General features: G+C 66.6%; 18 protein-coding genes. 16 read left to right on the forward strand and 2 right to left on the reverse strand.

Going from position 1 to position 22,662, the window contains the following annotated elements; translation table 11 throughout:
• Window positions 1-29: 29 nt before the first annotated feature.
• Window positions 30-398, forward strand: coding sequence for a VanZ family protein (locus ABQ039_RS03480; RefSeq protein ID WP_202397592.1), 369 nt, complete (start codon window positions 30-32; stop codon window positions 396-398).
• A 224-nt stretch (window positions 399-622) separates the two neighbouring features.
• On the opposite strand, the gene ABQ039_RS03485 is transcribed toward ABQ039_RS03480, so the two are convergent.
• Together ABQ039_RS03485 and ABQ039_RS03490 are read right to left on the reverse strand one after the other, a co-directional pair.
• Entirely contained in the window at window positions 623-2,668 is a 2,046-nt protein-coding gene (locus ABQ039_RS03485; protein WP_349778169.1) for a TonB-dependent receptor, read from the reverse strand.
• Window positions 2,669-2,983: 315 nt separating this feature from the next.
• Entirely contained in the window at window positions 2,984-3,844 is an 861-nt protein-coding gene (locus ABQ039_RS03490) for a 2OG-Fe(II) oxygenase (protein ID WP_349778170.1), read from the reverse strand.
• Between the two features lie 189 nt (window positions 3,845-4,033).
• Between ABQ039_RS03490 and ABQ039_RS03495 the strand changes: the two genes are divergently transcribed.
• From ABQ039_RS03495 to ABQ039_RS03565, 15 genes are all read left to right on the forward strand, one after another.
• Window positions 4,034-5,512: a hypothetical protein gene (locus tag ABQ039_RS03495; RefSeq protein ID WP_024939662.1), complete on the forward strand. Its 1,479-nt coding sequence runs from the start codon at window positions 4,034-4,036 to the stop codon at window positions 5,510-5,512.
• A 79-nt stretch (window positions 5,513-5,591) separates the two neighbouring features.
• A complete protein-coding gene (locus ABQ039_RS03500) occupies window positions 5,592-8,243 on the forward strand; it encodes a TonB-dependent receptor domain-containing protein (RefSeq protein WP_026063987.1) in 2,652 nt (883 codons plus the stop codon).
• A 158-nt stretch (window positions 8,244-8,401) separates the two neighbouring features.
• Window positions 8,402-9,214, forward strand: a complete 813-nt coding sequence (locus tag ABQ039_RS03505) for a type II secretion system protein N (protein WP_349778171.1) — start codon at window positions 8,402-8,404, stop codon at window positions 9,212-9,214.
• The gene (gspD, locus tag ABQ039_RS03510) at window positions 9,211-11,292 is read left to right on the forward strand and encodes a type II secretion system secretin GspD (protein ID WP_349778172.1); all 2,082 of its coding nucleotides are present in this window, start codon (window positions 9,211-9,213) and stop codon (window positions 11,290-11,292) included. The genes ABQ039_RS03505 and gspD overlap by 4 nt, the downstream gene beginning before the upstream one ends.
• 4 nt (window positions 11,293-11,296) lie before the next feature.
• On the forward strand, window positions 11,297-12,784 hold the full coding sequence (gene gspE / locus ABQ039_RS03515; protein ID WP_349778173.1) for a type II secretion system ATPase GspE: 1,488 nt from the start codon (window positions 11,297-11,299) through the stop codon (window positions 12,782-12,784).
• Complete coding sequence (gene gspF, locus ABQ039_RS03520; protein WP_349778174.1) at window positions 12,771-13,967, forward strand: type II secretion system inner membrane protein GspF; 1,197 nt, start codon at window positions 12,771-12,773, stop codon at window positions 13,965-13,967. The genes gspE and gspF overlap by 14 nt, the downstream gene beginning before the upstream one ends.
• Before the next feature lie 28 nt (window positions 13,968-13,995).
• The gene (gspG, locus tag ABQ039_RS03525; protein ID WP_104556017.1) at window positions 13,996-14,460 is read left to right on the forward strand and encodes a type II secretion system major pseudopilin GspG; all 465 of its coding nucleotides are present in this window, start codon (window positions 13,996-13,998) and stop codon (window positions 14,458-14,460) included.
• A 27-nt stretch (window positions 14,461-14,487) separates the two neighbouring features.
• Window positions 14,488-14,970: a GspH/FimT family pseudopilin gene (locus tag ABQ039_RS03530; RefSeq protein WP_039530856.1), complete on the forward strand. Its 483-nt coding sequence runs from the start codon at window positions 14,488-14,490 to the stop codon at window positions 14,968-14,970.
• Window positions 14,954-15,334, forward strand: a complete 381-nt coding sequence (gene gspI / locus ABQ039_RS03535; RefSeq protein ID WP_184457154.1) for a type II secretion system minor pseudopilin GspI — start codon at window positions 14,954-14,956, stop codon at window positions 15,332-15,334. The genes ABQ039_RS03530 and gspI overlap by 17 nt, the downstream gene beginning before the upstream one ends.
• A complete protein-coding gene (gene gspJ, locus ABQ039_RS03540) occupies window positions 15,331-15,954 on the forward strand; it encodes a type II secretion system minor pseudopilin GspJ (RefSeq protein WP_184457152.1) in 624 nt (207 codons plus the stop codon). The genes gspI and gspJ overlap by 4 nt, the downstream gene beginning before the upstream one ends.
• Window positions 15,951-16,943 (forward strand): type II secretion system minor pseudopilin GspK, encoded by a 993-nt coding sequence (gene gspK / locus ABQ039_RS03545; RefSeq protein WP_349778175.1) that lies wholly within the window; start codon window positions 15,951-15,953, stop codon window positions 16,941-16,943. The genes gspJ and gspK overlap by 4 nt, the downstream gene beginning before the upstream one ends.
• Window positions 16,940-18,028 (forward strand): type II secretion system protein GspL, encoded by a 1,089-nt coding sequence (gene gspL, locus ABQ039_RS03550; protein ID WP_349778176.1) that lies wholly within the window; start codon window positions 16,940-16,942, stop codon window positions 18,026-18,028. The genes gspK and gspL overlap by 4 nt, the downstream gene beginning before the upstream one ends.
• Window positions 18,025-18,501 carry a type II secretion system protein GspM gene (gene gspM / locus ABQ039_RS03555; RefSeq protein ID WP_349778177.1) on the forward strand — a complete coding sequence of 159 codons (477 nt, stop codon included), beginning with the start codon at window positions 18,025-18,027 and terminating at the stop codon, window positions 18,499-18,501. Before gspL ends, gspM begins: the two co-directional genes overlap by 4 nt.
• A gap of 32 nt (window positions 18,502-18,533) precedes the next feature.
• Window positions 18,534-19,217 carry a type II secretion system protein N gene (gspN, locus tag ABQ039_RS03560; RefSeq protein ID WP_374057855.1) on the forward strand — a complete coding sequence of 228 codons (684 nt, stop codon included), beginning with the start codon at window positions 18,534-18,536 and terminating at the stop codon, window positions 19,215-19,217.
• 724 nt (window positions 19,218-19,941) lie between these two features.
• On the forward strand, window positions 19,942-22,650 hold the full coding sequence (locus ABQ039_RS03565; RefSeq protein WP_349778178.1) for a TonB-dependent receptor: 2,709 nt from the start codon (window positions 19,942-19,944) through the stop codon (window positions 22,648-22,650).
• Window positions 22,651-22,662: the final 12 nt, after the last annotated feature.

Below are 22,662 nucleotides of genomic sequence, written 5' to 3' on the forward strand. Positions count from 1 at the left end.
AGACGCTGCGCCCGTTTCATCGGCCGCGGTTGTGGGTGGGGTTGTGGATCGCTGCGATCGTGGTGGTGATCGCGGTCTGCCTGGGGCCGCCTCCGGAGATTCCGGAGCTGCCGGATAACAGCGACAAGGCCGAGCACTTTTTGACCTTCGCGCTGTTGTGCTGGGGCGCGGTGCAGTTGTTTGCCACGCGCCGCGCGCAGCTTGGTGCGGCCATCGGTCTGGTGGCTTTAGGCGTTGGCATCGAGATCGCGCAAGGCGCACTGACGACCAACCGAAGCGCCGACCCATACGATGCGCTGGCCGACACGCTGGGCATTGCTGCAGGCCTGTGCCTGGCGTGGACGCCGTTGTGTCTTGTGATGTTGCGGATCGACCAGCGCCTGTTCGCGCGGGGTTGAGTTGCGTGTGCGCATGCGTGTACGAATGCGCGTGTGCGCCAGGCACTGCCGTTATCGGGCGGTTTACTTGCGATGGCGCATTGACGCATCGGCAGCGGGTAGCGGGATGTCGTGGCAGCTGCCTGCAGTGTGTGGAGTCCCGGATCCGGCGCATGGCTGCATCGGGTAGCAGCCACGCGTACATCATCGGATGAGACGTCGATCGCAGCCTGTGGATGCGCGGGTTACAGCTTCATGTTCAGGCCAAGATAGAGCTGGCGCCCTGACGCTGGCGAAAACATCGGCTGCGCCTGCGTCCAGAAGAAGCTGTCGTACCACACGTAGGCATACTCGCGGCCGGTGGCATTGCGGACCTGCAGATCCACGCTCCAGGCGGGGTTGATGGTGTATCTGGCGGTGAGATCCAGGATGGCGAAGCCGCCGTATTTGCCGGCCAGGTTGCGCTCCTCCAGATAGTAGTCGCCTTGCGCGCGGCCCTGCATTCCCAAGCGCAGCGCAGCGGTCGGGCGGTACTCGACGCCGACGTTGCTGATGTAACGCGGCGTTGCGGCCACTTCGCGGCCGACCAGCGACACGCTGGCATCGCGGTCGTCGCGTTCGATCTTTGCCTCCTGGTACGCGTGCGATGCCCATAGCGTCCACCTGTCGCCCAGCTGCGCATTGATCTGCGCATCCACCCCACGCCTGCGTGTCTTGCCCAGGGTGACGGTGGTGCCGGTGGCGGGCATGTTGGAGACTTCGTTGGCCGCATCCTGTTGCCACACCGCAATGCGCGCCTGGCCGCCCTGGAACGGGCTGAATTTCATGCCCAGCTCCACGCCGGTATTGGTGGACGGGCGGACGTCCGCCTGCCCGGCGGTGAGGTAAGCCGGCGCCGTGGACCCGGTCAGCACCTGGAAGCTGCGGCCCCAGTTGGCATAGACGTTGGTGGTCGGGGTGAAGGCGTAGACCAGGCTCAGTTTGGGCTGCTCGATGGTGCCGTAGCGCTGCAGCGGCGCGCGAACGCCGCCGGGCAGTTGGGTGTCGCCGTCGAAGCGGTCCACACGGTAGGCCGGCACGATCTTCAGCGCCTCGGTCGGCTGATAGATCGCCTGCACGTAGGCGCCCCAGTTGTCGAAGGTATGGCGGTCGTCGTTCTGGATGCGTGCCGGCGTGGCATTGAAATCGGTGGGCTCGGCATAGCTGAAACGCTCGCGTCGGTAGGCGTTGTCCTGATGCTCGTAGTTGATGCCGCCTTCCAGGGTGAGCGTGTCGCTGCTGCGCCAGGTCAGCGTGTTGAGCATGCCGACCTGGGTCTCGTCCCAGATGCGGCGCTGGCGTGGCGCATTGCCGGTGGGCAGGTCGCTGAAGGTCACCCGGCGGTCGTCGTGATAGCGGTTGGAGTAAAGCTTGGTGCCGAAAAACAGCCCGTCTGCCAGCTTTAGATCCAGATGGACGCCGAACTGGCGCATGTCGCGGTCGTCGCCGTCGTTGCGGTTGCGCAGGTCCGAACTGCGACGGTCTGCCTGCATTTCCGCTGCGGTCATGAAGCCGGGTTCGTCGGCCTGGTTGTGATAGACGCGTGCGGTCAGGCCGATGCGCATGCCGTCGTCGAGGTTGCCGTAGAACCATTTGCCGCCCAACGAATACTTGCTGGAGGTGTCGTGGTCGCGGTAGCCATCGGAGGCCTGCACGCCGACAAAATAGTTCTGCGCAAACCCGTCGCGTTCGCGTCCCACGGCCAGCTGCGCATCGCGGGTGTTGAAGCTGCCGTAGGTCAGGCGCGCGTCGGTGTAACTGCCGCCCTGGCGCGTGCCGAAATTGATGTTGCCGCCGATATTGTGCAGGCCGTAGCGCGGATCATTGGTGCCGCGTACCACTTCGATGTAACTGATTTCCAGCGGGAACAGCATGTCGATGAAGCGCTGGTTGCCACTGTTGACGTTGCTGGGGATACCGTCGATCAGCGTCTTGATCGCATTGAGGTAACCCTCGCCGTTGAAGGCGCGAAAGCTGACCTTGCCCGATTCGGCGCCTTGCCGGGTTTCGGTGAGCTGGATGCCGGGCATCTGCCCGAGCAGCTCCCAGCTATAGGACACGTTCTTGTCCTCGATCTGATCTGCCCCCAGCACGTCCACCGAGGTCAGTACCTGATGCGCGGTGAGTTGGCCTTCGCCATGCTGGTGGACATCGACCTTGCCGAGCGTCAGCGCTGAATCGGACGACTGTGCGCGTGCCTCAGGGAGCAGCAGAACGGCGCCGACGGCCGCCGCGAGAATGTGGATCTTCATGGATCGGACAGCACCAATGCGAAGTGGGAAACCGAATGTGGCATCTTTTGCAATATTATAACATAAATGACAAATCTTCGATCCGAGCCGCAGGGCGCTCGCGGTGCGCGTGCGCTGCCCGGGGCTGGATCGCGGCAGCCAGCGCGCTTCGCACCGCGCTCAGCGGTGGCTGCGGTCAGCAGGATTGGAGGCCGGCAGCAGCTCCGGTGACCAGGCGTGGCTGGCCCGGCGCGACAGGCTTGGGTGGCAGGCGGCAGGGGGGGGGCTGGTCGCGTCGGTACGTGCCGGCCGCTGGTGCCGGTGTTCTGCGGAGCGTTAGCCGGGCATGCGTACCGCGCGTTCGCGTAGCCACTTGGTCGCCACCCACTTTTCGCCGGCCAGGACCGGTGCGCCGGCATGCAGGCTGCGTGTCATTGGATGCGGGCGGTCGTAGCTGAAGAACACCGCATTGCCTTTGACGGCGGCAACGTCCAGGTGCGCATCGGGAAAGCGCGTGGCGCCGCCGCGTTCCGGCGTGTTGAGATACATCACCAGCGATGCGACGCGTTGGCCGCCGGCCTGCAGCAACACCGGCGTGCCGGCGGCCGCGGGGTCGAAGTAATCGTAGTGCGGTTGATACTCGGCGCCGGTGGCATAGCGCAACACCTGCAGTCCTTCGCCGTGGTCCACGGGCCAGTCGAGCAGGCGGGCGATGCGTGCTTCGATGCGTTGGCACAGCGCATCCTGCCCCAGCTGCAGGCACATGCTGTGGCTGGTGCGTGCGGCATGCACGATCTGCGCGCCGTTGTCGTTGTCCACCGTGCGCGAACGCGCCAGGCGTGGCTGCGCCAGTGCGATCAATGCCTCGCATTCGGCATCGGACAGGAAATCGCCCAGCACCACCACGCGCGGCAGCAACAGGCTGACCAGCACGCGCACCTGGCGATCGCCCAGGTCCAGCAACGAGGCATCGTTGTACTGCAGCACTGCCGGCACGCGCACCGGCACCGGCAGGCCATGGGTCTGCGCGTGCTGGTGGATGTGGTCGCGCAGCAGGGCCTCGACTGCGTCGATGGCGTCCTGTTCGTTCCAGCCCTGATCCAGGAGCGGCTGTAGCGCCTGTTCGGGCGGCTGGCCGGCCATTGCCTGCGCAATGATCCAGTCGCCCAGGGCAGCGGGGATGGGAGGCGGAGTCATCCTCCTACAGTGCATGTCAATGTGTGGCAGGCATGTGTCAATTGTGTCGTCGTAAGACAAATGAAACAGACAGCCCCTATAAAAGTGACGGGGATCTTGAACGTGCTCGCCACTGCAGTGAGCGGAACGCAACCAATTCTTGACGACTCCTCTTCATACCGGACCTTTCTTGACCTGGAGATCAGCCGCATGTCCGTTCGCAATAGCAGCAAGACACTTCTCATGACCTTTGGTACCGCGCTGGCCTTGTCGGCCTGCGGTGGTGGTGCCGATCGTGTCGCCTCGCCCGGCGAGGGCGCATTTCCGCCGGCACCGACGCCGGCTCCCGCACCGACCCCGGCGCCCACGCCTGCACCGACGCCCGCTCCGGCACCGACCGGCCCGGCCGCCGATTGCCCGACCGGTTTCTCCAACGTCGGCACCATCGCCAACAACACGCTGCGCGCCTGCCAGCTGCCGGACACCATCAACGGCAACCTGGTGGTGCCGGCACGTGCGGGTACGGCGTATTCGATCAGCGGACGCGTCAACGTGGGCACCGACCGCGGCGGCAACGCCATCGCACCGGCCGCCGGCAGCACGCAGGGCATCCTGACCATCGAGCCGGGCGTGACCCTGTTCGGTTCGGCGGGTAGCGACTACATCGTGGTCAACCGCGGTTCGCAGATCTTTGCCGAAGGCAGCGCCACCGCCCCGATCGTGTTCACCGCGCGCCAGGCGCTGGAGGGCCAGGTCAGCGCCAACACCATCGGCTTGTGGGGTGGCATCGTGGTGCTGGGCCGTGCGGCCATCAACAACTGCCCGGGCACCACGGTCTCCGGTACGCCGGAATGTCAGGCGCAGGTGGAAGGTACCAATGCGTTCTACGGCGGCAACAGCGCCACCGACAACAGCGGCTCCATGCGCTACCTGCGGGTGATGTATTCGGGCTTCGAAATTTCGCCCAACAACGAGCTGCAGGGCATCACCCTGGCCGGCGTGGGCAGCGGCACGCGCCTGGATCATGTGCAGATCCACAATAGCTCCGACGACGGTATCGAATGGTTCGGTGGCACCGTCAACGGCAGCCACATCGTGATCACCGGCGCCGACGACGATTCGCTGGATACCGACGCCGGCTGGAACGGCGCACTGCAGTTCGGCATCGTGGTGCAGCGCGCCGGTGGCGGCGACCGCATGAACGAGTGGAGCAGCCTGCGCCGTCAGCCGTATTCGCGCCCGAAGGTGGCCAACTTCACCTACGTGGGCAATGCGCGCGCCGGTGCGGCGATCATGCTCAACCAGGGCACGCAGGCCGCGTTCTACAACTCGGTCGTCACGCGTCCGGCCGGTGGCAGCGGTGATGGCCTGGTGTGCTTCAACCTGGCCGATGCCGACACGCTCGGGACCTTCAACTCGGTGTTCTTCGCCTGCCCGACGGCCTTCGGCAGCGACGCGCGTGCGGCCACCCAGTTCGCGGCCGGCACCAACAACGTCGCCAACGGCGTGTCCACGTTGCAGAACACCTTCGTTAATGGCGCCAACGAAAGCGCCGTGCCGGCCTTCCAGGGCTTGAACGGGGTGAGCAGCTTCTTCCAGCAGGTGAACTACATCGGTGGCGTGCGCGATGCCAACGACACCTGGTGGCAGGGCTGGACCTGTGGCCTGACCGCCGATCGTCCCTGCTGAGGCACAGCATCGCAAGGCAGCCCGCGCGGCTGCCTTGTGATGCGTCCAGCTTCATCTTTCAGTTGCCAGGGCTCCCACGATGCGAACCTCCGCTGTCGCCCGTCTCTCGCGGACGGGCCTGTCTCTTTCCATTTCCACCTTGCTGTTTTCCGGCGCTGCGCTGGCGCAGTCGACCACCACCGATGCCGGCTCTGCCAGCGGCAGCAGCACCGCCACCAGTGCGCCCAAGCAACTCGACCAGGTCGTGGTGCGCGGCGAGTACATTCCCGAACCGATGCTGCAGACCTCGGAGGTGGCATCGTTCGTCACCCGTGAGGACATGGAGCGCACCGGCGACAGCAGCGCGGCGGTAGCGCTGACGCGTGTCACCGGGCTGAGCCTGTCGCGCGGCAAGTATGTGTATGTGCGCGGCCTGGGCGAGCGTTATTCGTCGGCATTGTTCAACGGCTCGCCGTTGCCCAGCCCCGAGCCGATGCAGCGCGTGGTGCCGCTGGATCTGTTCCCCAGCGACGTGCTGGCCAGCGTGACCGTGCAGAAAACCTATTCGGCCGATTATCCGGGCGAATTCGGCGGTGGCGTGATCGATCTGCAGTCGATGGCGGTGCCGGACAAACCGTTCCTGTCGCTGACCGTGGGTGGCGGCGTCAACAGCGTCAGCACCGGCGAAAAAGGCCTGACCTATTACGGCTCCGGCGATGACGAATGGGGCTACGACGACGGCACCCGCAAGCAGCCTGCCGCGTTGCGCGATGCGATCCAGAGCGGCCGGCGCGTGGATCTGGGCAGTTTCTCGCGCGAGGACATCCGCCGTATCGGCCGCAGCTTGAACGACGCCAACCTGTATGTGCTGCAGGAAAAGGACAGCATCGCCCCGGACGTCAATGTCGGCGGCAGTGCCGGTTACAGCATGGACGTGGGCGAGGCCAAGCTGGGCATCATCGCGGTGGCCAGCTACGACAACGAGTGGCGCACGCGCACCGGCAAGCAGCAGGACGGCATCTTTGTCGGCGATACGGTCGAGTTCAATTCCAACTACGACTTCGCCACCACCCGCAACAACGTGCGCACCAACGGCATGCTGGGCCTGGGCTGGGAGTACGGCCGCCACACCATCGGCTGGACCACCTTGTATGTGCACGATGCTTTGAAAGTGGCACGCAGCCGTGCCGGCCGCGATGAGCTGGCCGGTTTCGATGTGCGTGACGACAACACCGAGTGGTACGAGCGCCAGCTGATCAACAACCAGCTGCGCGGCACGCACGCGTTCGGCGAGTACGACGATCTCAAGATCGAATGGCGCGCAGCGGTGGCCAATGCCAGCCGCGATGTGCCGTACGAAACCGGCATTCGCTACGAGTTGCTCGATGGCTACTGGGCGCACGATGCCTCGCGCGTGCAGAACTACACCCGCTTCAGCAAGGTCGACGACAAGGTGGCCAGCGGCGGGGTGGATGTGACCTGGCGTTTGCCGATCGAGCACGACTTCACCGTCAAGGGCGGTCTGGCCTATCTGGACAACGACCGCAGCGCGTGGAGCCGCGAGTTCCGCTTCCTGGCGCTGGACGGCCCACTGCCGTTCTACAACCAGTTCCAGCGTGTGGATTACCTGATCTCCGATTACAACCTCAGCAACGATCTGCTGCGCCTGCGCGAGACCACCGGCAGCTTCGGTGCGGCCGCGTACGATGCGACCCTGAAGGTCAAGGCGGCGTATCTGCAGGCCGAGGGCGAGATCGTGCCGACCCTGCGCGCCACCGTCGGTGTGCGTTACGAAGACGCCACCCAGGCGGTGCATCCGTACGACATCTTCACTGGCGTGCGCCAGGACAGCGTGGCACCGCTGGAGAACAGCTACGCGCTGCCATCGGCCACGGTGACCTGGAATTTTGCCGAGAACCAGCAGCTGCGCTTTGGTGCATCCAAGACCATCGCGCGCCCGCAGTTCCGCGAGATGGCGCCGCAGCAGTACCTGGACCCGGACATCGACCGCCAGTTCTTCGGCAACCCGTTCCTGGTCGATAGCGAGCTGGTCAACCTGGATGCGCGGTACGAGTGGTTCTTCGAGCCGGGCGAGTATTTCACCGTCGGCGCGTTCTACAAGAGCATCGACAAGCCGATCGAAGCCATCGTCAACGATGCACCCGGCGGCGGCATCGTGCAGAGCTTCATCAATGCGCCCGAGGCCACCTTGTACGGCATCGAGCTGGAGGCCAAGAAATATCTGGACCTGCCGATCGCGGCCGACTGGTGGGGCGACAAGCGGGTGTTCGTGTCCGGCAACTACACGCGCACCAAGTCGGAGGTGAGTGCCAGCGATGGCGACACCGTGCAGCCGTTCGGCTTCACCGCACCGGTGCAGGCGACCTTGTTCATCCGCGATGGCTCGGCCTTGCAGGGGCAATCCGATGACATCGCCAACCTGCAGATCGGCGTGGAAAGCGAGAGCACCCACAGCCAGGCCACCTTGATCGCCAACTATGTCGGCGAGCGGGTGTCCGCGCGTGGCCGGCCGGGGCAACCGGATTACATCGACAAGCCCGGCACCTCGCTGGATCTGGTGATCAAGAAGGGCCTGGTGTGGTCGGGCAATACGCTGTCGTTGAACTTTGCCGCACGCAACCTGCTAAAGACCAAGTACCAGGAATATCAGAGCCTGGGCAGCAATCGGGTGGACCTGTACGAGTACCAGCCCGGGGTGACGTATGACCTGAGTGTGACAGCGCGCTTCTGATTCGACGCCCGCTGCCGGTATCGCAAACGCCCGCCCTGCCTCGCATGGCGGGCGTTTGCATCTGGGTCTGTGTCGCCGTGTGTCGGACTGTGTCATCACTTTCTTCGAACTGACACATTGCTGCCGCATTCTGTCATCCGACCGCAATCCTGAGACGGATGTCCGCTTTGCAGCGCGCTTTGCCCTCCTTGAAACCCCTGATGTCGGCGCGCGGCCGCAGCGCACTGGCCTGCGTGCTGCTGGCCTTGCTCGCGTTGCAGTGCGCGCGCGTGATGTGGTTGGTGATCGCCCCGATCGGGCCGTTGGGCACCACCCAGGTCACCACGCCTGCACAGGCGGAATTGCCGGTACTGCGCCGCGATGTGTTCTATCGCAGCGTTGCGGAGGCGAGTAGCGACGGCATCGTGTTGCATGGCGTACGCGCGGGTGGCGCGCAAGCGGCTGCGTTCCTGAGCAGCGGCGACGGCAGGCAGGGGGCGTATCGCATCGGCGATGGCGTGGTGGCTGGCGTGACGGTGCAGGCGATCGCGAGCGATCACGTGCTGCTGCGTACCGGTAGCGGCGTGCGACGTCTGGCCTTGGTGGAATCCACCGCGTCTGCGGCGGCCACATCGCCGGCAACGACCACGACGGCAGCAGCGGGCGGCGCACCTGCGGTGACGTCGAATGTCGGCACCGCGGCCGGCACGGCCACGGCGGCGGCCGTCGACCCGCAACAACTGCTCACCACCGCCGGCCTGCGTGCAAGCGAAGACGGCAGTGGCTTCACCGTGATGCCGCGCGGCGATGGTGCGCTGCTGCGCCAGGCCGGCCTGGCGCCGGGCGATGTGCTCACCCAACTCAATGGCCGCACGCTCGATGCCGAACACCTGCGCGAGCTGCAGGACGAACTGCGCGATGGCCAGGCGGCCACGCTGACCTACCGCCGCGACGGCCAGACCCACACCATGACCTTGAAGCGCCCGCAATGACTGCTGCCCGCCCCAGATGGCTCTTTTCGGCCACGTTGTTGCTCACCCTGCCGGCGGTGCCGATGCTGTCGCTGCATGCCGCCGATGCGCCGGCCGTGCGCCTGCAGGATGTGGACCTGCGCGCCTTCATCCAGGATGTGTCGCGTGCCACCGGCATCACCTTCATCGTGGATACGCGCGTGCAGGGCACGGTCAACGTGGCGCGTGCGCAGGCGATGTCGGAACAGGATCTGCTCGGCATGCTGCTGGCGGTCTTGCGTGCCAATGGCTTGATCGCGGTGTCCAGCGGGCCGTCGACCTACCGCATCATTCCCGACGATACCGCTGCACAGCAGCCGGCCAGCGCCGCCAACGGCAACCTGGGATTTGCCACGCAGGTGTTCACCCTGCAACGTGTGGATGCGCGCAGCGCCGCGGAGATCCTCAAACCGTTGATCGGGCGCGGCGGCGTGATCATGGCGATGCCGCAGGGCAACAGCCTGTTGATTGCCGACTATGCCGACAACCTGCGCCGGGTGCGCGGCCTGGTCGCGCAGATCGACACCGACCGCGCGGCGATCGACACGGTGAGCTTGCGCAATAGCTCTGCGCAGGAACTGGCGCGCACGCTGACCTCGCTGTTCGGGCAGGGGGGAGAGCGCAGCAACGTGCTGTCGGTGTTGCCGGTGGAAAGCAGCAATTCGCTGATCGTGCGCGGCGACCCGGCGCTGGTGCAGCGGGTGGTGCGTACCGCGGTGGATCTGGACGGGCGCGCCGAACGTCGCGGCGATGTCAGCGTGGTGCGGCTGCAGCACGCCAGCGCCGAGCAATTGCTGCCGGTGTTGCAGCAGCTGGTCGGGCAGACCCCGGGCAACGAGGCACAGCCCGGGCAGGACACGCGTTCCAACGCGGTGGATGTGGCCGCCGGCGCTACGGGCGCTGCACAGACGCAGGTGATCACACCGGCCGCCGGCAAGCGCCCGGTGATCGTGCGCTACCCCGGCTCCAACGCCTTGATCATCAATGCCGACCCGGAAACCCAGCGTGCCTTGATGGATGTGATCCGTCAGCTGGACGTGCATCGCGAGCAGGTGCTGGTCGAAGCGATCGTGGTGGAGATCTCCGACACCGCCGCCAAGCGTCTGGGTGTGCAGCTGTTGTTGGCCGGGCGCAATGGCACGGTGCCGTTGATCGCCACGCAGTACAGCGGCGCCTCGCCGGGCATCGTGCCATTGGCCGCAGCGGCGGCCGGCACGCGCAGCAACAACGGCGACGACGATTCGGTGCTGGAACAGGCGCGCAATGTGGCCGCGCAATCGCTGCTGGGCCTGAGCGGCGGCCTGATCGGGCTGGCCGGGCAAAGCAACGATGCGGTGTTCGGCATGATCATCGATGCGGTCAAGAGCGACACCGGCTCCAACCTGTTGTCGACCCCGTCGATCATGACCCTGGACAACGAGCAGGCGCGCATCCTGGTCGGGCAGGAAGTGCCGATCACCACCGGCGAAGTGCTGGGCGCGGCCAACGACAACCCGTTCCGCACCATCCAGCGCCAGGACGTGGGCGTGGAGCTGGAAGTGCGCCCGCAGATCAATACCGCCGGCGGCATCACCCTGGCGATCAAGCAGGAAGTCTCGGCGATTGCCGGGCCGGTCAGCGCGCAGTCGTCGGAGCTGGTGTTCAACAAGCGCCAGATCGAAACCCGCGTGGTGGTGGAAAACGGCGCCATCGTCGCGCTCGGCGGCCTGCTCGACCAGAACGACCGGCAGACCGTGGAGAAGGTGCCGCTGCTGGGCGATGTGCCCGGGCTGGGCGCGCTGTTCCGGCACAAGTCGCGCAATCGCGACAAGACCAATCTGATGGTATTCATCCGCCCGACCATCATCCGCGACGCGGCCGATGCGCAGCGCATGACCGCGCCGCGCTATACCTATCTGCGCGATCGCCAGTTGGCCGACGGCGACCCGGAAGCCGCGCTCGATGCGTTGGTGCGCGACTACCTGCGCGCGCAGCCGCCGCAGCTGCCGGCCGCGCCATCGTCGGCCGTGCCCGCACCGGCAACAACGCCGGCGCCCGGCGCGCGTCCCGCGCAGCGCTGATGCCATGAATACCGCGCGCGCCAGCATTTCCTACGCGTTTGCCAAGCGCCACGGCGTGGTGCTGCTGGGCAGCGACAGCGCCGCGCAGATCGGCCTGCGCGAAGGCGGCGACGTGCAGGCGCTGATCGAGCTGCGGCGTGCGCTGGGCATGCCGTTGCAGGTGCGCACGCTGGCGCCGTCGGTGTTCGACCGGCATGTGTCGGAGATCTACGCCGATGCCGGCATGGAGCAGGGCGTGCAGGTCGAGGCGCTGGACCTGCACGGCAGCCTGGATTCGTTGATCGACGACATCCCTACCGCCGATCTGCTCGACAGCCAGGACGATGCGCCGATCATCCGCCTGATCAACGGCATCATCGCCGAGGCCGCGCGCCTGGGCGCCTCGGACGTACATCTGGAATCCTACGAATCGCGGCTGCGCGTGCGCCTGCGCGTGGATGGGGTGATGCGCGAGGCGGCCACCTTGCCCGGACGCATCGCGCCGTTGCTGGTGTCGCGGGTCAAGGTGATGGCGCGGTTGGATATCGCCGAAAAACGCATCCCGCAGGATGGCCGCGTGTCGCTGGTGATGGGCGCCAAGGCGCTGGACGTGCGCGTGTCCACGCTGCCGACGCGCAGCAGCGAGCGGGTGGTGCTGCGCATCCTGGACAAGGAGCAGGGCACCTTGTCGCTGGCCCAGCTGGGCATGCCACCGGCGGTGATGCACACCGTGCAGCGCGCCCTGCAGGTGCCCAACGGCATCGTGCTGGTGACCGGGCCGACCGGCTCGGGCAAGACCACCACGCTGTATGCGGCGCTGAGCCTGCTCAACGATGGCTCGCGCAACATCCTCACGGTGGAGGACCCGGTGGAATACGCCATCGACGGCGTCGGCCAGACCCAGGTCAATGCACGTGTCGGCATGACCTTCGCGGCCGGCTTGCGCGCCATCCTGCGCCAGGATCCGGACGTGGTGATGATCGGCGAAATCCGCGACGCCGAGACCGCGCAGATCGCCGTGCAGGCCAGCCTCACCGGCCACCTGGTGCTGTCCACCGTGCACACCAACGATGCGGTGGGCGCAGTCACGCGGCTGCGCGACATGGGCATCGAACCGTTCCTGCTCGCGTCGAGCCTGCGGCTGATTCTGGCGCAGCGCCTGGTCCGTCGCCTGTGCACGCAGTGCCGCGCACCGCGCCCGCTGGATGCCAGCACGCGGCAGATGTTGCAGGCGCCCGACGATGCAACCATCTACGCCGCCGTGGGCTGCGCGGCCTGCCACCACAGCGGTTATGCCGGGCGCGTGGGCATCTACGAAGCCATCGCGGTGGACGATGCGATGCGCCGCCTGATCGGCGACAACGCCGACGAGGATGCCCTGGCTGCAGCGGCCTTCGCACGCGCAGCGCGCCTGGGCGATGCCGCGCGCGCCGCTGTGCTGCAAGGCCTCACCACGCTGGAAGAAGCGCTGCGGGTGACCCGCCAGCAGGACGATGCGCATGCCGCGGTTTGACTACACCGTGCTCGACCTGCATGGGCACAGCCGTCAGGGCGTGATCAGCGCGGACACGGTACAGGCTGCGCGTGCGCAACTGGAGCAGCGGCAGTGGGTGCCGGTACGCGTGGAGGCGGCGGTGGCGGCCAGCAGCGTGCGTCCGGCGCGTTTCAGTGGCAAGGATCTGGTGCTGTTCACCCGGCAACTCGCCACGCTGGTGGAAACCGCGCCGCTGGAAGAAGCACTGCGCACCATCGGCACGCAATCCGAACGGCGCGGCGTGCGCCGGGTCACCGGCCAGATGCACGGGCTGGTGGTCGAGGGCTTCCGCCTGTCCGATGCGATGGCGCGCCAGGGCACTGCGTTTCCGCCGCTGTACCGCGCGATGGTGGCCGCAGGCGAGAGTGCCGGGGCGCTGCCGCAGGTGCTGGAGCGCCTGGCCGACCTGCTGGAGCGGCAGGCGCAGGTGCGCAGCAAGCTGCAGTCTGCGTTGGTGTATCCGGCGGCGTTGGCCCTGACTGCCGGTGCGGTGGTCATCGTGCTGATGACCTTCGTGGTGCCCAAGGTGGTGGACCAGTTCGATTCGATGGGCCGCGCATTGCCATGGCTGACGCGCGCGGTGATCGGCGTGTCGAACTTCCTGTTGCATGCAGGCATTCCGTTGCTGGTGGCACTGGTCATTGCGGTGATCGCAGCGCTGCGCCTGCTCAAGCGCCCGGAGTTACGCCTGGCGGCCGACCGTGCGGTGCTGCGCGCGCCCTTGCTCGGCCGGTTGATCCGCGACCTGCACGCCGCACGCATGGCGCGCACGCTGGCCATCATGGTCAACAGCGGGCTGCCGTTGATGGAAGGCCTGATGATCGCCGCGCGCACCGTCGACAACCGCGCCTTGCGGCTGGCCACCGACAACATGGTCACGGCAATCCGCGAGGGCGGCAGCCTGGCTGCGGCGATGAAGCGCGCCGGCGTGTTTCCACCGACGCTGCTGTACATGGCCTCCAGCGGCGAAAACAGCGGGCGCCTGGCGCCGATGCTGGAGCGCGCCGCCGATTATCTGGAGCGCGAGTTCGAGTCGTTCACCACCGCGGCGATGAGCCTGCTGGAGCCGGCCATCATCGTGCTGCTCGGCGGGGTGGTGGCGGTGATCGTGCTGTCGATCCTGCTGCCCATCCTGCAATTCAACACCCTCGCGCTTGGTTGAGCGCGGCCGCCCATCCCTGGAGATCCTCATGCAGTCCATCCGTCACCGCCAACGTTCTTGCTCGCTGTCCTCGCAAGCGCGAACGCGCGGCTTCACCCTGGTCGAGTTGATGGTGGTCATCGTCATCATCGGCCTGCTGGCCACGGTGGTGATGATCAACGTGATGCCCAGCCAGGACCGCGCCATGGTCGAGAAGGCGCGTGCCGACGTGGCGGTGCTGGAGCAGGCGCTGGAGACCTATCGCCTGGACAACCTCAGCTACCCGAGCACCGAACAGGGCCTGCAGGCCTTGCTCAATGCGCCGAGCGGATTGACCCGGCCCGAGCGCTATCGCCAGGGCGGCTATATCCGCCGTCTGCCGGAAGATCCGTGGGGCCATGCGTATCAATACCGCCGCCCGGGCCGCAGTGGTGGCTTCGACGTCTACTCGTTCGGTGCCGATGGTGCCGAAGGCGGCGACGCCGACAATGCCGATATCGGCAACTGGCGCTGAGTCGCAGCAGTGCTTGCGCAAACGGCCATGGCAAGGCAAGCACGGGCATGTGCGTCGCGGGCGCAGGCGCGCGGCTTCACCCTGCTCGAACTGCTCGCCGTCCTGGTGATCACCGCACTGGCCAGTACGCTGGTGGTGCTGACCTTGCCCGATGCGCGACGCGACCTGCACGACCAGGCCGATGCATTGGCCAGTGCCTTGCTGCATGCACGCGACGAAGCCATCCTGAGCCTGCGCATGGTCGAGGTGACCGTGGATGCAGGTGGCTACAGGTTCCGCCGCCAGGCGCAGCAACGCTGGGTGCCGCTGGATGAAAAACCGTTCGCCGCGATGCGCTGGCCTGCCGGCGTGCAGACGCAGTTGCCGGTGGGCGGGACGCAGTTGAGCGTGCGCTTCGATCCCACCGGTGCGGCCACGCCGCAACGCATCGCGCTGGGCGACGGCCAGCAACAGCTGCAGGTGGTGGTGGACGCCGCCGGCGTGGTACGGGTCGATGCGCCCCTGCGGTAAGCCCGATGCCTGCGCCGGATTTTCGCTGCTCGAACTGATGGTCGCGCTGGCGATCTTCGGCATGGCCGTGGTTGGCCTGCTGAACCTGTCCGGCGAAAGCACGCGCACCGCGGCGGTGCTGGAAGAGCGCGCCCTGGCTGCAGTGGTTGCGGAGAATCAGGCGATCGACGCAATGCTGGCGCCCACCGCCGCAGCAGTGGCGCCGGCGAACGGGCAGGAAATGCTGGGCGGACGCAGCTGGGACTGGCGGCGTACGTCGATGCCAGCCGGCAGTACCGGCATCGTGCGCATCCAGGTGCAGGTGCGCGCCGCAGCGCAGGCGCAGGAAATCGCCAGCCTCAGCGTCCTGCGGAGCGCCGAATGATCCGCACACCCGGCAGCGCAGCGGGCACGCGTGGCAGCGCGGGCTTTACCTTGATCGAGCTGCTGGTCGCCCTGGCGGTGTTCGCGCTGGTGGCGGTCGCCGCGGTGGTGGTGATGCGCCAGAGCATCGACCAGCGCGATGCGGTGCGTGCACGTTTGCAGCAGGTCCGCGAGTTCCAGCTTGCACATGGCCTGTTGCGCAGCGACCTGCAGCAGGCCGCAGTGCGGCGCACGCGCAACAGTGAGGGCGGCGCTGCACGCACCGCGTTCGTCGCCAGCCCGCCCGGTGTGCCGGGGCCGCTGTTCGGTTTTGTGCGACGCGGCTGGAGCAATCCGGATCAGGCGCCGCGCGCGTCGCTGCAATACGTGGAATACCGCGTGGTCGATGGACGCCTGGAGCGCAGTGCACGCCCCGCACTCGACGGTGCAATCGCCGGTCCGCCGCAGGTGGTGTTGCGTGGGGTGCGCTCGGCGGTGGTCGGGTTCCATTATCGCGCGCAGTGGAGCGATGGTTGGAGCGGCGGGCTCGACGCGTTGCCGGATGCGATCTCGCTGGAGCTGGACCTGGAGCAATGGGGCCGCGTGCGCCAGTTGTTCCTGCTGCCGGAGGGGCGCGGATGAAGGCCTTGAACGCATGCAGGCAGCAACGTGGTGTCGCACTGCTGACGGTGCTGTTGCTGGTGGCGGTGATGACGTTGCTGATGGTCGCAGTGCTGGACGATCTGCGCTTTGGCCTGCGCCGCAGCGGCAACGGCGAGGCGATGACGCAGGCGCAGTGGTATGCGCTGGGCACCGAAACCATCGCCCGGCAACGCCTGCAGGCACTGGCCAGGCGCGACCCGATGCGTACCACGCTGGAGGGTGGCTGGAACGATCAACCGGTGACCTTCCCGCTGGACGACGGCGCAGTGAGCGTGCGGCTGCGCGACCGCGGCGGCTGCTTCAATCTCAACAGCGTGGTCGCCGGTGCGCCCGAGCAATGGCAGCGCAGCGACGACGGCGCAGCGCAGTACCGCGCCTTGCTGGAGGTGCTGGGCATTGCACCGCAACAGGCGCAGGCGCTGACCGATGCGCTGGTGGACTGGATCGACAGCGATAGCCAGCCCGGTGCGCAGGGCGCCGAAGACGATCGCTACCTGCAATCGGCAGTGCCGTTGCGCAGCGGGGCGACCCTGCTGGCGGGCGTCAGCGAGCTGCGCGCCATTGCCGGCTACACGCCGCAGGTGATCGCGCAGTTGCGGCCGCATGTGTGCGCATTGCCGGAGGCGCGGCTGTCGCCGGTCAACATCAATACGTTGCGTCTGCAGGATGCGCCGGTGCTGGTGGCGCTGACCGAAGGCGCCCTGGAATTGCCGGCCGCGCGCCGCGTCATCGCCGCGCGGCCGGCCGGCGGATGGCGCGACGTCAAAACCTTCCTGAGCCAGCCAGCGCTGATCCAGGCCGAGCTTTCCAATGTAGTGCTGGAACAGATCGCATTACGCACCCGTTATTTTTCCCTCTACAGCCAGGTCGACCATGCCGGCGCGCAGGTCGTGCTGGACGCCTTGCTGCAGCAGGATCCTGCCGGGCGCGTGCGGCTGGTGGCGCGCCAATGGAGTTCCGACGAATGAGTACCACCTTGCTGTTGCTGCCCGCCGATGCCACCGCGCACGCGATCGCCGTGCGTGTGGACGCGCATGGCCAGGTGCTGTCGCAGCGCGTGGCCAGCGCGCCGTATGAACCGTCCGCACGCAGCGTGCTGGTGGTGCCGGGCGTGGATGTGCATCTGCGCTGGCTGAGCCTGCCCGGCCGCAGCATCGCGCAGTCGGTCGCGGCCGCGCGCCTGCAACTGGCCGAACATCTGGCTGTGGAGACGCCGGCGCTGCATGTGGTGATCGCCGATCGCAGCGAGGCCGATGGCACGCGCCTGGTGGCTGCGGTGGATGGCGCAACGATGCAGCAGTGGTTGGCGCGCGCAGCGCAGCTGGGCGTCGTCCCCGATGCGGTGGTGCCCGATTGCCTGTTGCTGGAGCCCGGCGCGGACGCTGCGGCGGCAGTGGTGGACTGGGACGGTCGCTGGCTGATCCGTGGCGCAGGCCTGGCCTGCAGCCTGGAGCCGGAGGCCGCGCGCATGCTGCTGGGCGCGCGCGCGCCGGCACAGCCGCCAGCGCAGGACACCGCGCACGCCATTGCCTGCCTTGCGCAAGGCGCCACGCGCGCACAGATCAACCTGCTGCAACACGCGTTCGCTGCGCGGCCGGCCGCTGCGCGCACGGTCACTACGCGCCGTCTTGCGGCGCTGGCCGCGCTGGTGCTGCTGTCGCCGCTGGTGCTGGTGCTGGCACAGACACTGCGCTACGAAATCGGCGCGCGCCTGCTGCAATCGCGCGCCGCCGCGCAGTTGGGCGTGCGCGATGCGGCGGCGGTGCCGGCCGCGCTGCAGGCACGCCGGCATACCGGGGCAGCGGCCGATCGCCTGGCCATGCAGCTCGGCGACTTGTTCGCGGCGGTCGATGCCATGCCGGCGGCGGAGCTGGATCAGATCGACTACCACGCCACACAGCCGCTGCGCGGCACCCTGCTGCACGCCGATGGCGCCAGCCTGCAACAGTTGTCCACGCGTCTGGCCGGGGAGGGGTGGCAACTGCAGCCCGGCAGCAGCCAGGGCGAGGACGATCGCCTGCGGACGCCGTTCGTGCTGGAGCCATTGCGATGACTGCACCTGTGCAACGCGGCATGCAGTGGTGGCAGACGCGTGCGCCGCGCGAGCGGCTGATGCTGGGCGTGATGTGCGCCGCCGTGGCTGCGTTCGTCGCCTGGTACGCGCTCTACACCCCGTTGCGGCACTGGCGTGCCCAGGCGCAGGCGCGCTATGCCGCTGCGGCGCAACTGGTGCTCGATGCATCTGCGCAGGCATCGGCGAGCAGGCGTACGGCTGCAACTGGCGCAGCGGCACTGAGCGAGCTCATCGCAAGCAGCGCACGCGATGCCGGCGTCGGCATCACCTCGCAGCAGCGCAACGCAGCGGGCGGGGTGGACGTGCAGATCGATGCGGTCAGCGCCGCCAGCTTGTTCGGCTGGCTGGAGCGGCTGCGCCAGGCGCATGACCTGGCGCCGACGCAGCTGAGCATCGTGCGCGACCAGGGCCAACTGCGGGTACGCTGCGGGTTTGCGGAGCCTGCACCGTGACGCGCCTGCGTTGGATCCTGGTCTTTTTGTTGATGGTGGGCGTTGCGCTGCTGGCATGGCTGCCCCTGCGCCTGGTGTTGCCACCCGAGGGCTTGCCGTTCTCGGCGCTGGACGTGGAGGGGCCGGTATGGGCCGGCACCTTGCGGCAGGTGCAATGGCAAGGCATCGCCTTTGGCGATGTCATGGTGCGGCCGCGTATCTGGCCGCTGTTGCGTGGACAGCGCCAGGTGCACCTGCAGGCCCCGCAGCTGCAACTGCTGCTGGTGGATGGCGCGCAACACGGTATCGGCGATGCGCAGGGCCAGCTGCTGTTGCGCCAGCCGGCGGGCATGGCCTTGATCGATCTGGCGGTGGAGCTGCAGCAGGTGGATCTGCTGTTCGATGCCACCGGTTGCGTGCAGGCAGGTGGCCGGGTCGGCCTGCAACTGCTGGCGAGCGGGGCGGGCGAGCTGCCCGGTCTGCCGCCGTTGCGCTTGTCCGGGCAGCCGCGGTGCGTGGATGACAGCGCCGTGCTGAGTCTGCTGCCCGATGCACCGTTGCCTGCCGGCGTGCAGGCCGATGCACAGCTGCAAGTGTGGCGCGATGGGCGTTGGCAATTGCAGTCACGCATCGATCCGGGGCAGGACGCAGTGTTGGGTGTGGGCCTGCAGTTGCTGGGCTTCGCCGCCACCCCGGAGCGCAGCTTGTTGCGCATCGATCAGGGGCAATTGCGCTAGGACTGCTGTTACGCGCGGCGCGGCGAGAAATCTGTCGCCTGCACCATTAGCGTGCATGCCCGGAGGCTGGTGTCTTCATCGTGGCCGCTGCGAAGGCACAGTTCATTGATCCGTTGACAACGTTGTCGGCGTAGGACCCTGCGTAGTCATTGCGCCAGTTGCTGGGTTGCTTCGATAAGGCAGAAGTGCTGCTTCCGATACACGGGAGCGTGCGGTATGGACTGTGATCCAGCTCGCAACGCGTGTGCTGCGGCCCACACATTCCGGACCCACCGGAATTGGTCTGGTTACCGGGGATTGGTCAGCGACTGGTCCTGTGACAACGATGCCCGCCACGCACCCAAATGATCCTTTGTGCACCGTCGAAGGTCTTTAAAAGCAGGGCTCAGATGCGTTCGCAGCCGCCGGTCAAACACTTTCGGCAGTGACTGTTGACAGGATCTTTTAAAGACCATAAGAATCAAATCCACTGAATTGGTATTTGCCAGTCAGGGCCGTTGATCAGCAATGGCATGCGATGTCCGTCCTGGGAGGGAGGCGGCATCGGCACCCACGGGGGGCCGTACGGGGTGCTCGCAGACAACAGATCGCAGGCGGTTCCGCACGTCCGGAACTGGTGGCCTGTGCGCGTGTGGGTGGGTTGCCCAACGCCGGGATCTGTCATTGCTGATCGATCGGAATGCCAGCCGCGTCGTCGTCCAGCCATTCCACCTCAGGATCTCCCATGTCACCTGTCCCGCGTGCCTCGTTGCGTTGTTGTTCGCCCTCCTCGCTGTCCGTCGCCATCGCGCTGTCGCTGCTTGCCTGCGGTGCCAGTGCGCAGACGCAACAATCGCCGCCGCCGGCATCGGCGCAGATCTCCCAGCTCGATACCGTCAAGGTCACCAGCTCCTACCAGAAGAGCCTGATCACCGCGATGGACAACAAGCGCGACGACGTGCGCATGACCGATGGCATCTCCGCACAGGACATCGGCAAGTTTCCTGCCGAGAACATCGCCGAGGCAATCCAGCGCATCCCCGGCGTGCAGATCTCCACCATCAACGGGCGCGGCTCCACCATCAGCGTGCGTGGTCTGGGCCCGCAGTATTCGGCCACCACCATCAACGGCCAGGTGATCAAGAGCGCCGACTTCACCGACGGGTTCCGCTACGACATCATCCAGCCGGAAGTGGCCGCCGGGATCGAGGTGATCAAGTCGCCGTCGGCGGACATGGATGCCGGCGGCCTGTCCGGCACGGTCAACATCAACACCACCAAACCGCTGGACTACCAGCAGACCAAGCTGCTGTTCTCGGCCAAGACCCAATATGCAGAGTTCGCCGGTGGCTCGCCCACGCCCAAGGGCGTGCTGACCTATATCGACCAGTTCAAGTTCGGCGGTGGCGATCTGGGCGTGTTCCTCAGTGCCGGCTACCAAAAGCTCAAGGACCGCGCCGATTATCTGTGGATCGACCGCTGGTACACGCAGGATACCGACGCCGGCACCTTGTACATCCCGCGTCGTCCGCGCTATCGCTCGATCGAGCGCGAGACCACGCGCAAGATGTTCAATGGCGGCCTGCAATGGAAGCCCAACGACCAGCTGGAGATGAACCTCACTGCGCTGTATTCGCAGGACAAGACCGCCAACGACATGAACCAGCTGGTGTACTCGTTCGAGCGCACTCCGCTGACGGTGCTGCAGACCAACGGGTTGACCGCCACGCAGGTGTCGGCATCGGACTACTGGCTGGAGAACAACCGCCAGATCGAACAACATGATTTGTCCACCCAGTTGCTCACCTACGACTTCAAATGGAAGGGCGAGGCCTGGACCTTTGGTGGCGCGGCCAATTACACCCAGGGCAAGACCGACGAGAACGAACGTGCCGCGATCCTGGGCCGGATCCCCTCGGCGACGCTGCTGGATACCTCCAATCCCGACGCGATCTCGCTGACCACCGATGCCGACGCCACCGATGCAAGCGCCTGGGACAAGCGCAATCTGGTACGTAGCGAATATCCCAACGGTTCCATCCAGTCGCTCAGCAACAAGGAATGGTCGCTGCAGCTGGATGCCGAACGGTATCTGGAACTGGGTGCATTGAATGCGGTGCGCTTCGGTGCCAAGTACCGCCGCGAAACCTTCGAGCGCGACGTGCGCCGGCGTGACTTTCTGTATCTGCTCAGGACCGGTGCGGTGTCGGGCTTCGACATGTTCCCGGAGCTGTCGGCCGCCAACAGCACGGTCAGCAACTTCCTCGACGGGCAGCTGGCCTCGCAGGACAGCTGGGTCACCCCGGACATCGCGGCCTACGCGCGCTCGCTGGCCGCCGCTGGCATCAGCGTGCCGGTGCTGTTCGCACCGCAGAGCAGCTACAGCATCGAGAACGACATTTCCTCGGCCTATGCGATGGCGCGCATCGATACCGACATCGGCAGCATGCGCCTGCGCGGCAACCTCGGCATGCGCTACGAAAACACCAAGCGCACCACCGACACCTATCTGACCCAGGCGCAGGCCGCCAGCGACGATGCCAATGTGGTGATCGGCACCGCGCGCGCGCCGTACGAGTATTCCAACTGGCTGCCGAGCCTGAATCTGGTGCTGGACATGCGCGACGACCTGCTGCTGCGCTTTGCCGCCGCCAAGGTACTGGTGCGGCCGATCCTGGACAGCAATACCGCCATCGCCTCGACCATCTCCACCGGCACCAATACCGGCGGCACCACCACCTATGTTGTCACCCAGGGCCAGACCGATCTGAAGGCACTGACCGCCGACCAGGCCGACCTGAGCCTGGAGTGGTACTACGGCAACGGCGGCGCGCTGACCGTGGCCGGCTTCTGGAAGAACATCAAGAACGGCACCTTCAACAGCATCGTCTGCCCGACCGCCTTCAACGGCACCGCGCTGTCCAGCAACGCGGCCGGCGACTGCGTGGACAGTGGCGGCGATATCTACGAGATCACCGCCACCACCAACGACCCGAGCAAGGTCAAGATCCGCGGTTACGAACTGGGCTGGACGCAATCGCTGGATGCCTGGCTGCCGATCGACGGCTTCGGGGTGACCACCAACTTCACCCGGGTGATTCCGCAGCGCGATGCCGATTTCCAGATCCGCAACCTGTCCGAGCAGACCTGGAACGCCACCGCGTACTGGGAGAGCGCGCATTATTCGGCGCGCGTTTCGCTCAACCATCGCAGCGAGTACGAACAGGACAGCAGCGACAGCTTCTTCGCGCGCGAAGGCCACACCATGAAGGCGCGCACCCAGCTGGATGCAGTGCTCGGCTACCAGGTCAACGACAGGCTGAGCTTCCAGCTCGGTGGCTTGAATCTCACCAACCGCACCGAGCAGGCCTACAAGGACATCGCCAGCCGCTGGCAGATGACCGGCGTCACCGGCCGCAGCTACTACCTGTCGATGCAGTGGGACATGCTGTGATGCCGGGCCAGC

Source organism: Xanthomonas sp. WHRI 6108 (genome assembly GCF_040202385.2).
GTDB classification, from domain to species: Bacteria; Pseudomonadota; Gammaproteobacteria; order Xanthomonadales; family Xanthomonadaceae; genus Xanthomonas; species Xanthomonas arboricola.

What these genes read in the sequence shown, in the direction of transcription:
- ABQ039_RS03485 (WP_349778169.1), bottom strand. Translation starts at nt 2,668, where the DNA reads ATGAAGATCCACATTCTCGCGGCGGCCGTCGGCGCCGTTCTGCTGCTC.
- ABQ039_RS03490 (WP_349778170.1), bottom strand. Translation starts at nt 3,844, where the DNA reads ATGACTCCGCCTCCCATCCCCGCTGCCCTGGGCGACTGGATCATTGCG.
- ABQ039_RS03495 (WP_024939662.1), top strand. Translation starts at nt 4,034, where the DNA reads ATGTCCGTTCGCAATAGCAGCAAGACACTTCTCATGACCTTTGGTACC.
- ABQ039_RS03500 (WP_026063987.1), top strand. Translation starts at nt 5,592, where the DNA reads ATGCGAACCTCCGCTGTCGCCCGTCTCTCGCGGACGGGCCTGTCTCTT.
- ABQ039_RS03505 (WP_349778171.1), top strand. Translation starts at nt 8,402, where the DNA reads ATGTCCGCTTTGCAGCGCGCTTTGCCCTCCTTGAAACCCCTGATGTCG.
- gspD (WP_349778172.1), top strand. Translation starts at nt 9,211, where the DNA reads ATGACTGCTGCCCGCCCCAGATGGCTCTTTTCGGCCACGTTGTTGCTC.
- gspE (WP_349778173.1), top strand. Translation starts at nt 11,297, where the DNA reads ATGAATACCGCGCGCGCCAGCATTTCCTACGCGTTTGCCAAGCGCCAC.
- gspF (WP_349778174.1), top strand. Translation starts at nt 12,771, where the DNA reads ATGCCGCGGTTTGACTACACCGTGCTCGACCTGCATGGGCACAGCCGT.
- gspG (WP_104556017.1), top strand. Translation starts at nt 13,996, where the DNA reads ATGCAGTCCATCCGTCACCGCCAACGTTCTTGCTCGCTGTCCTCGCAA.
- ABQ039_RS03530 (WP_039530856.1), top strand. Translation starts at nt 14,488, where the DNA reads ATGGCAAGGCAAGCACGGGCATGTGCGTCGCGGGCGCAGGCGCGCGGC.
- gspI (WP_184457154.1), top strand. Translation starts at nt 14,954, where the DNA reads ATGCGCCCCTGCGGTAAGCCCGATGCCTGCGCCGGATTTTCGCTGCTC.
- gspJ (WP_184457152.1), top strand. Translation starts at nt 15,331, where the DNA reads ATGATCCGCACACCCGGCAGCGCAGCGGGCACGCGTGGCAGCGCGGGC.
- gspK (WP_349778175.1), top strand. Translation starts at nt 15,951, where the DNA reads ATGAAGGCCTTGAACGCATGCAGGCAGCAACGTGGTGTCGCACTGCTG.
- gspL (WP_349778176.1), top strand. Translation starts at nt 16,940, where the DNA reads ATGAGTACCACCTTGCTGTTGCTGCCCGCCGATGCCACCGCGCACGCG.
- gspM (WP_349778177.1), top strand. Translation starts at nt 18,025, where the DNA reads ATGACTGCACCTGTGCAACGCGGCATGCAGTGGTGGCAGACGCGTGCG.
- gspN (WP_374057855.1), top strand. Translation starts at nt 18,534, where the DNA reads ATGGTGGGCGTTGCGCTGCTGGCATGGCTGCCCCTGCGCCTGGTGTTG.
- ABQ039_RS03565 (WP_349778178.1), top strand. Translation starts at nt 19,942, where the DNA reads ATGTCACCTGTCCCGCGTGCCTCGTTGCGTTGTTGTTCGCCCTCCTCG.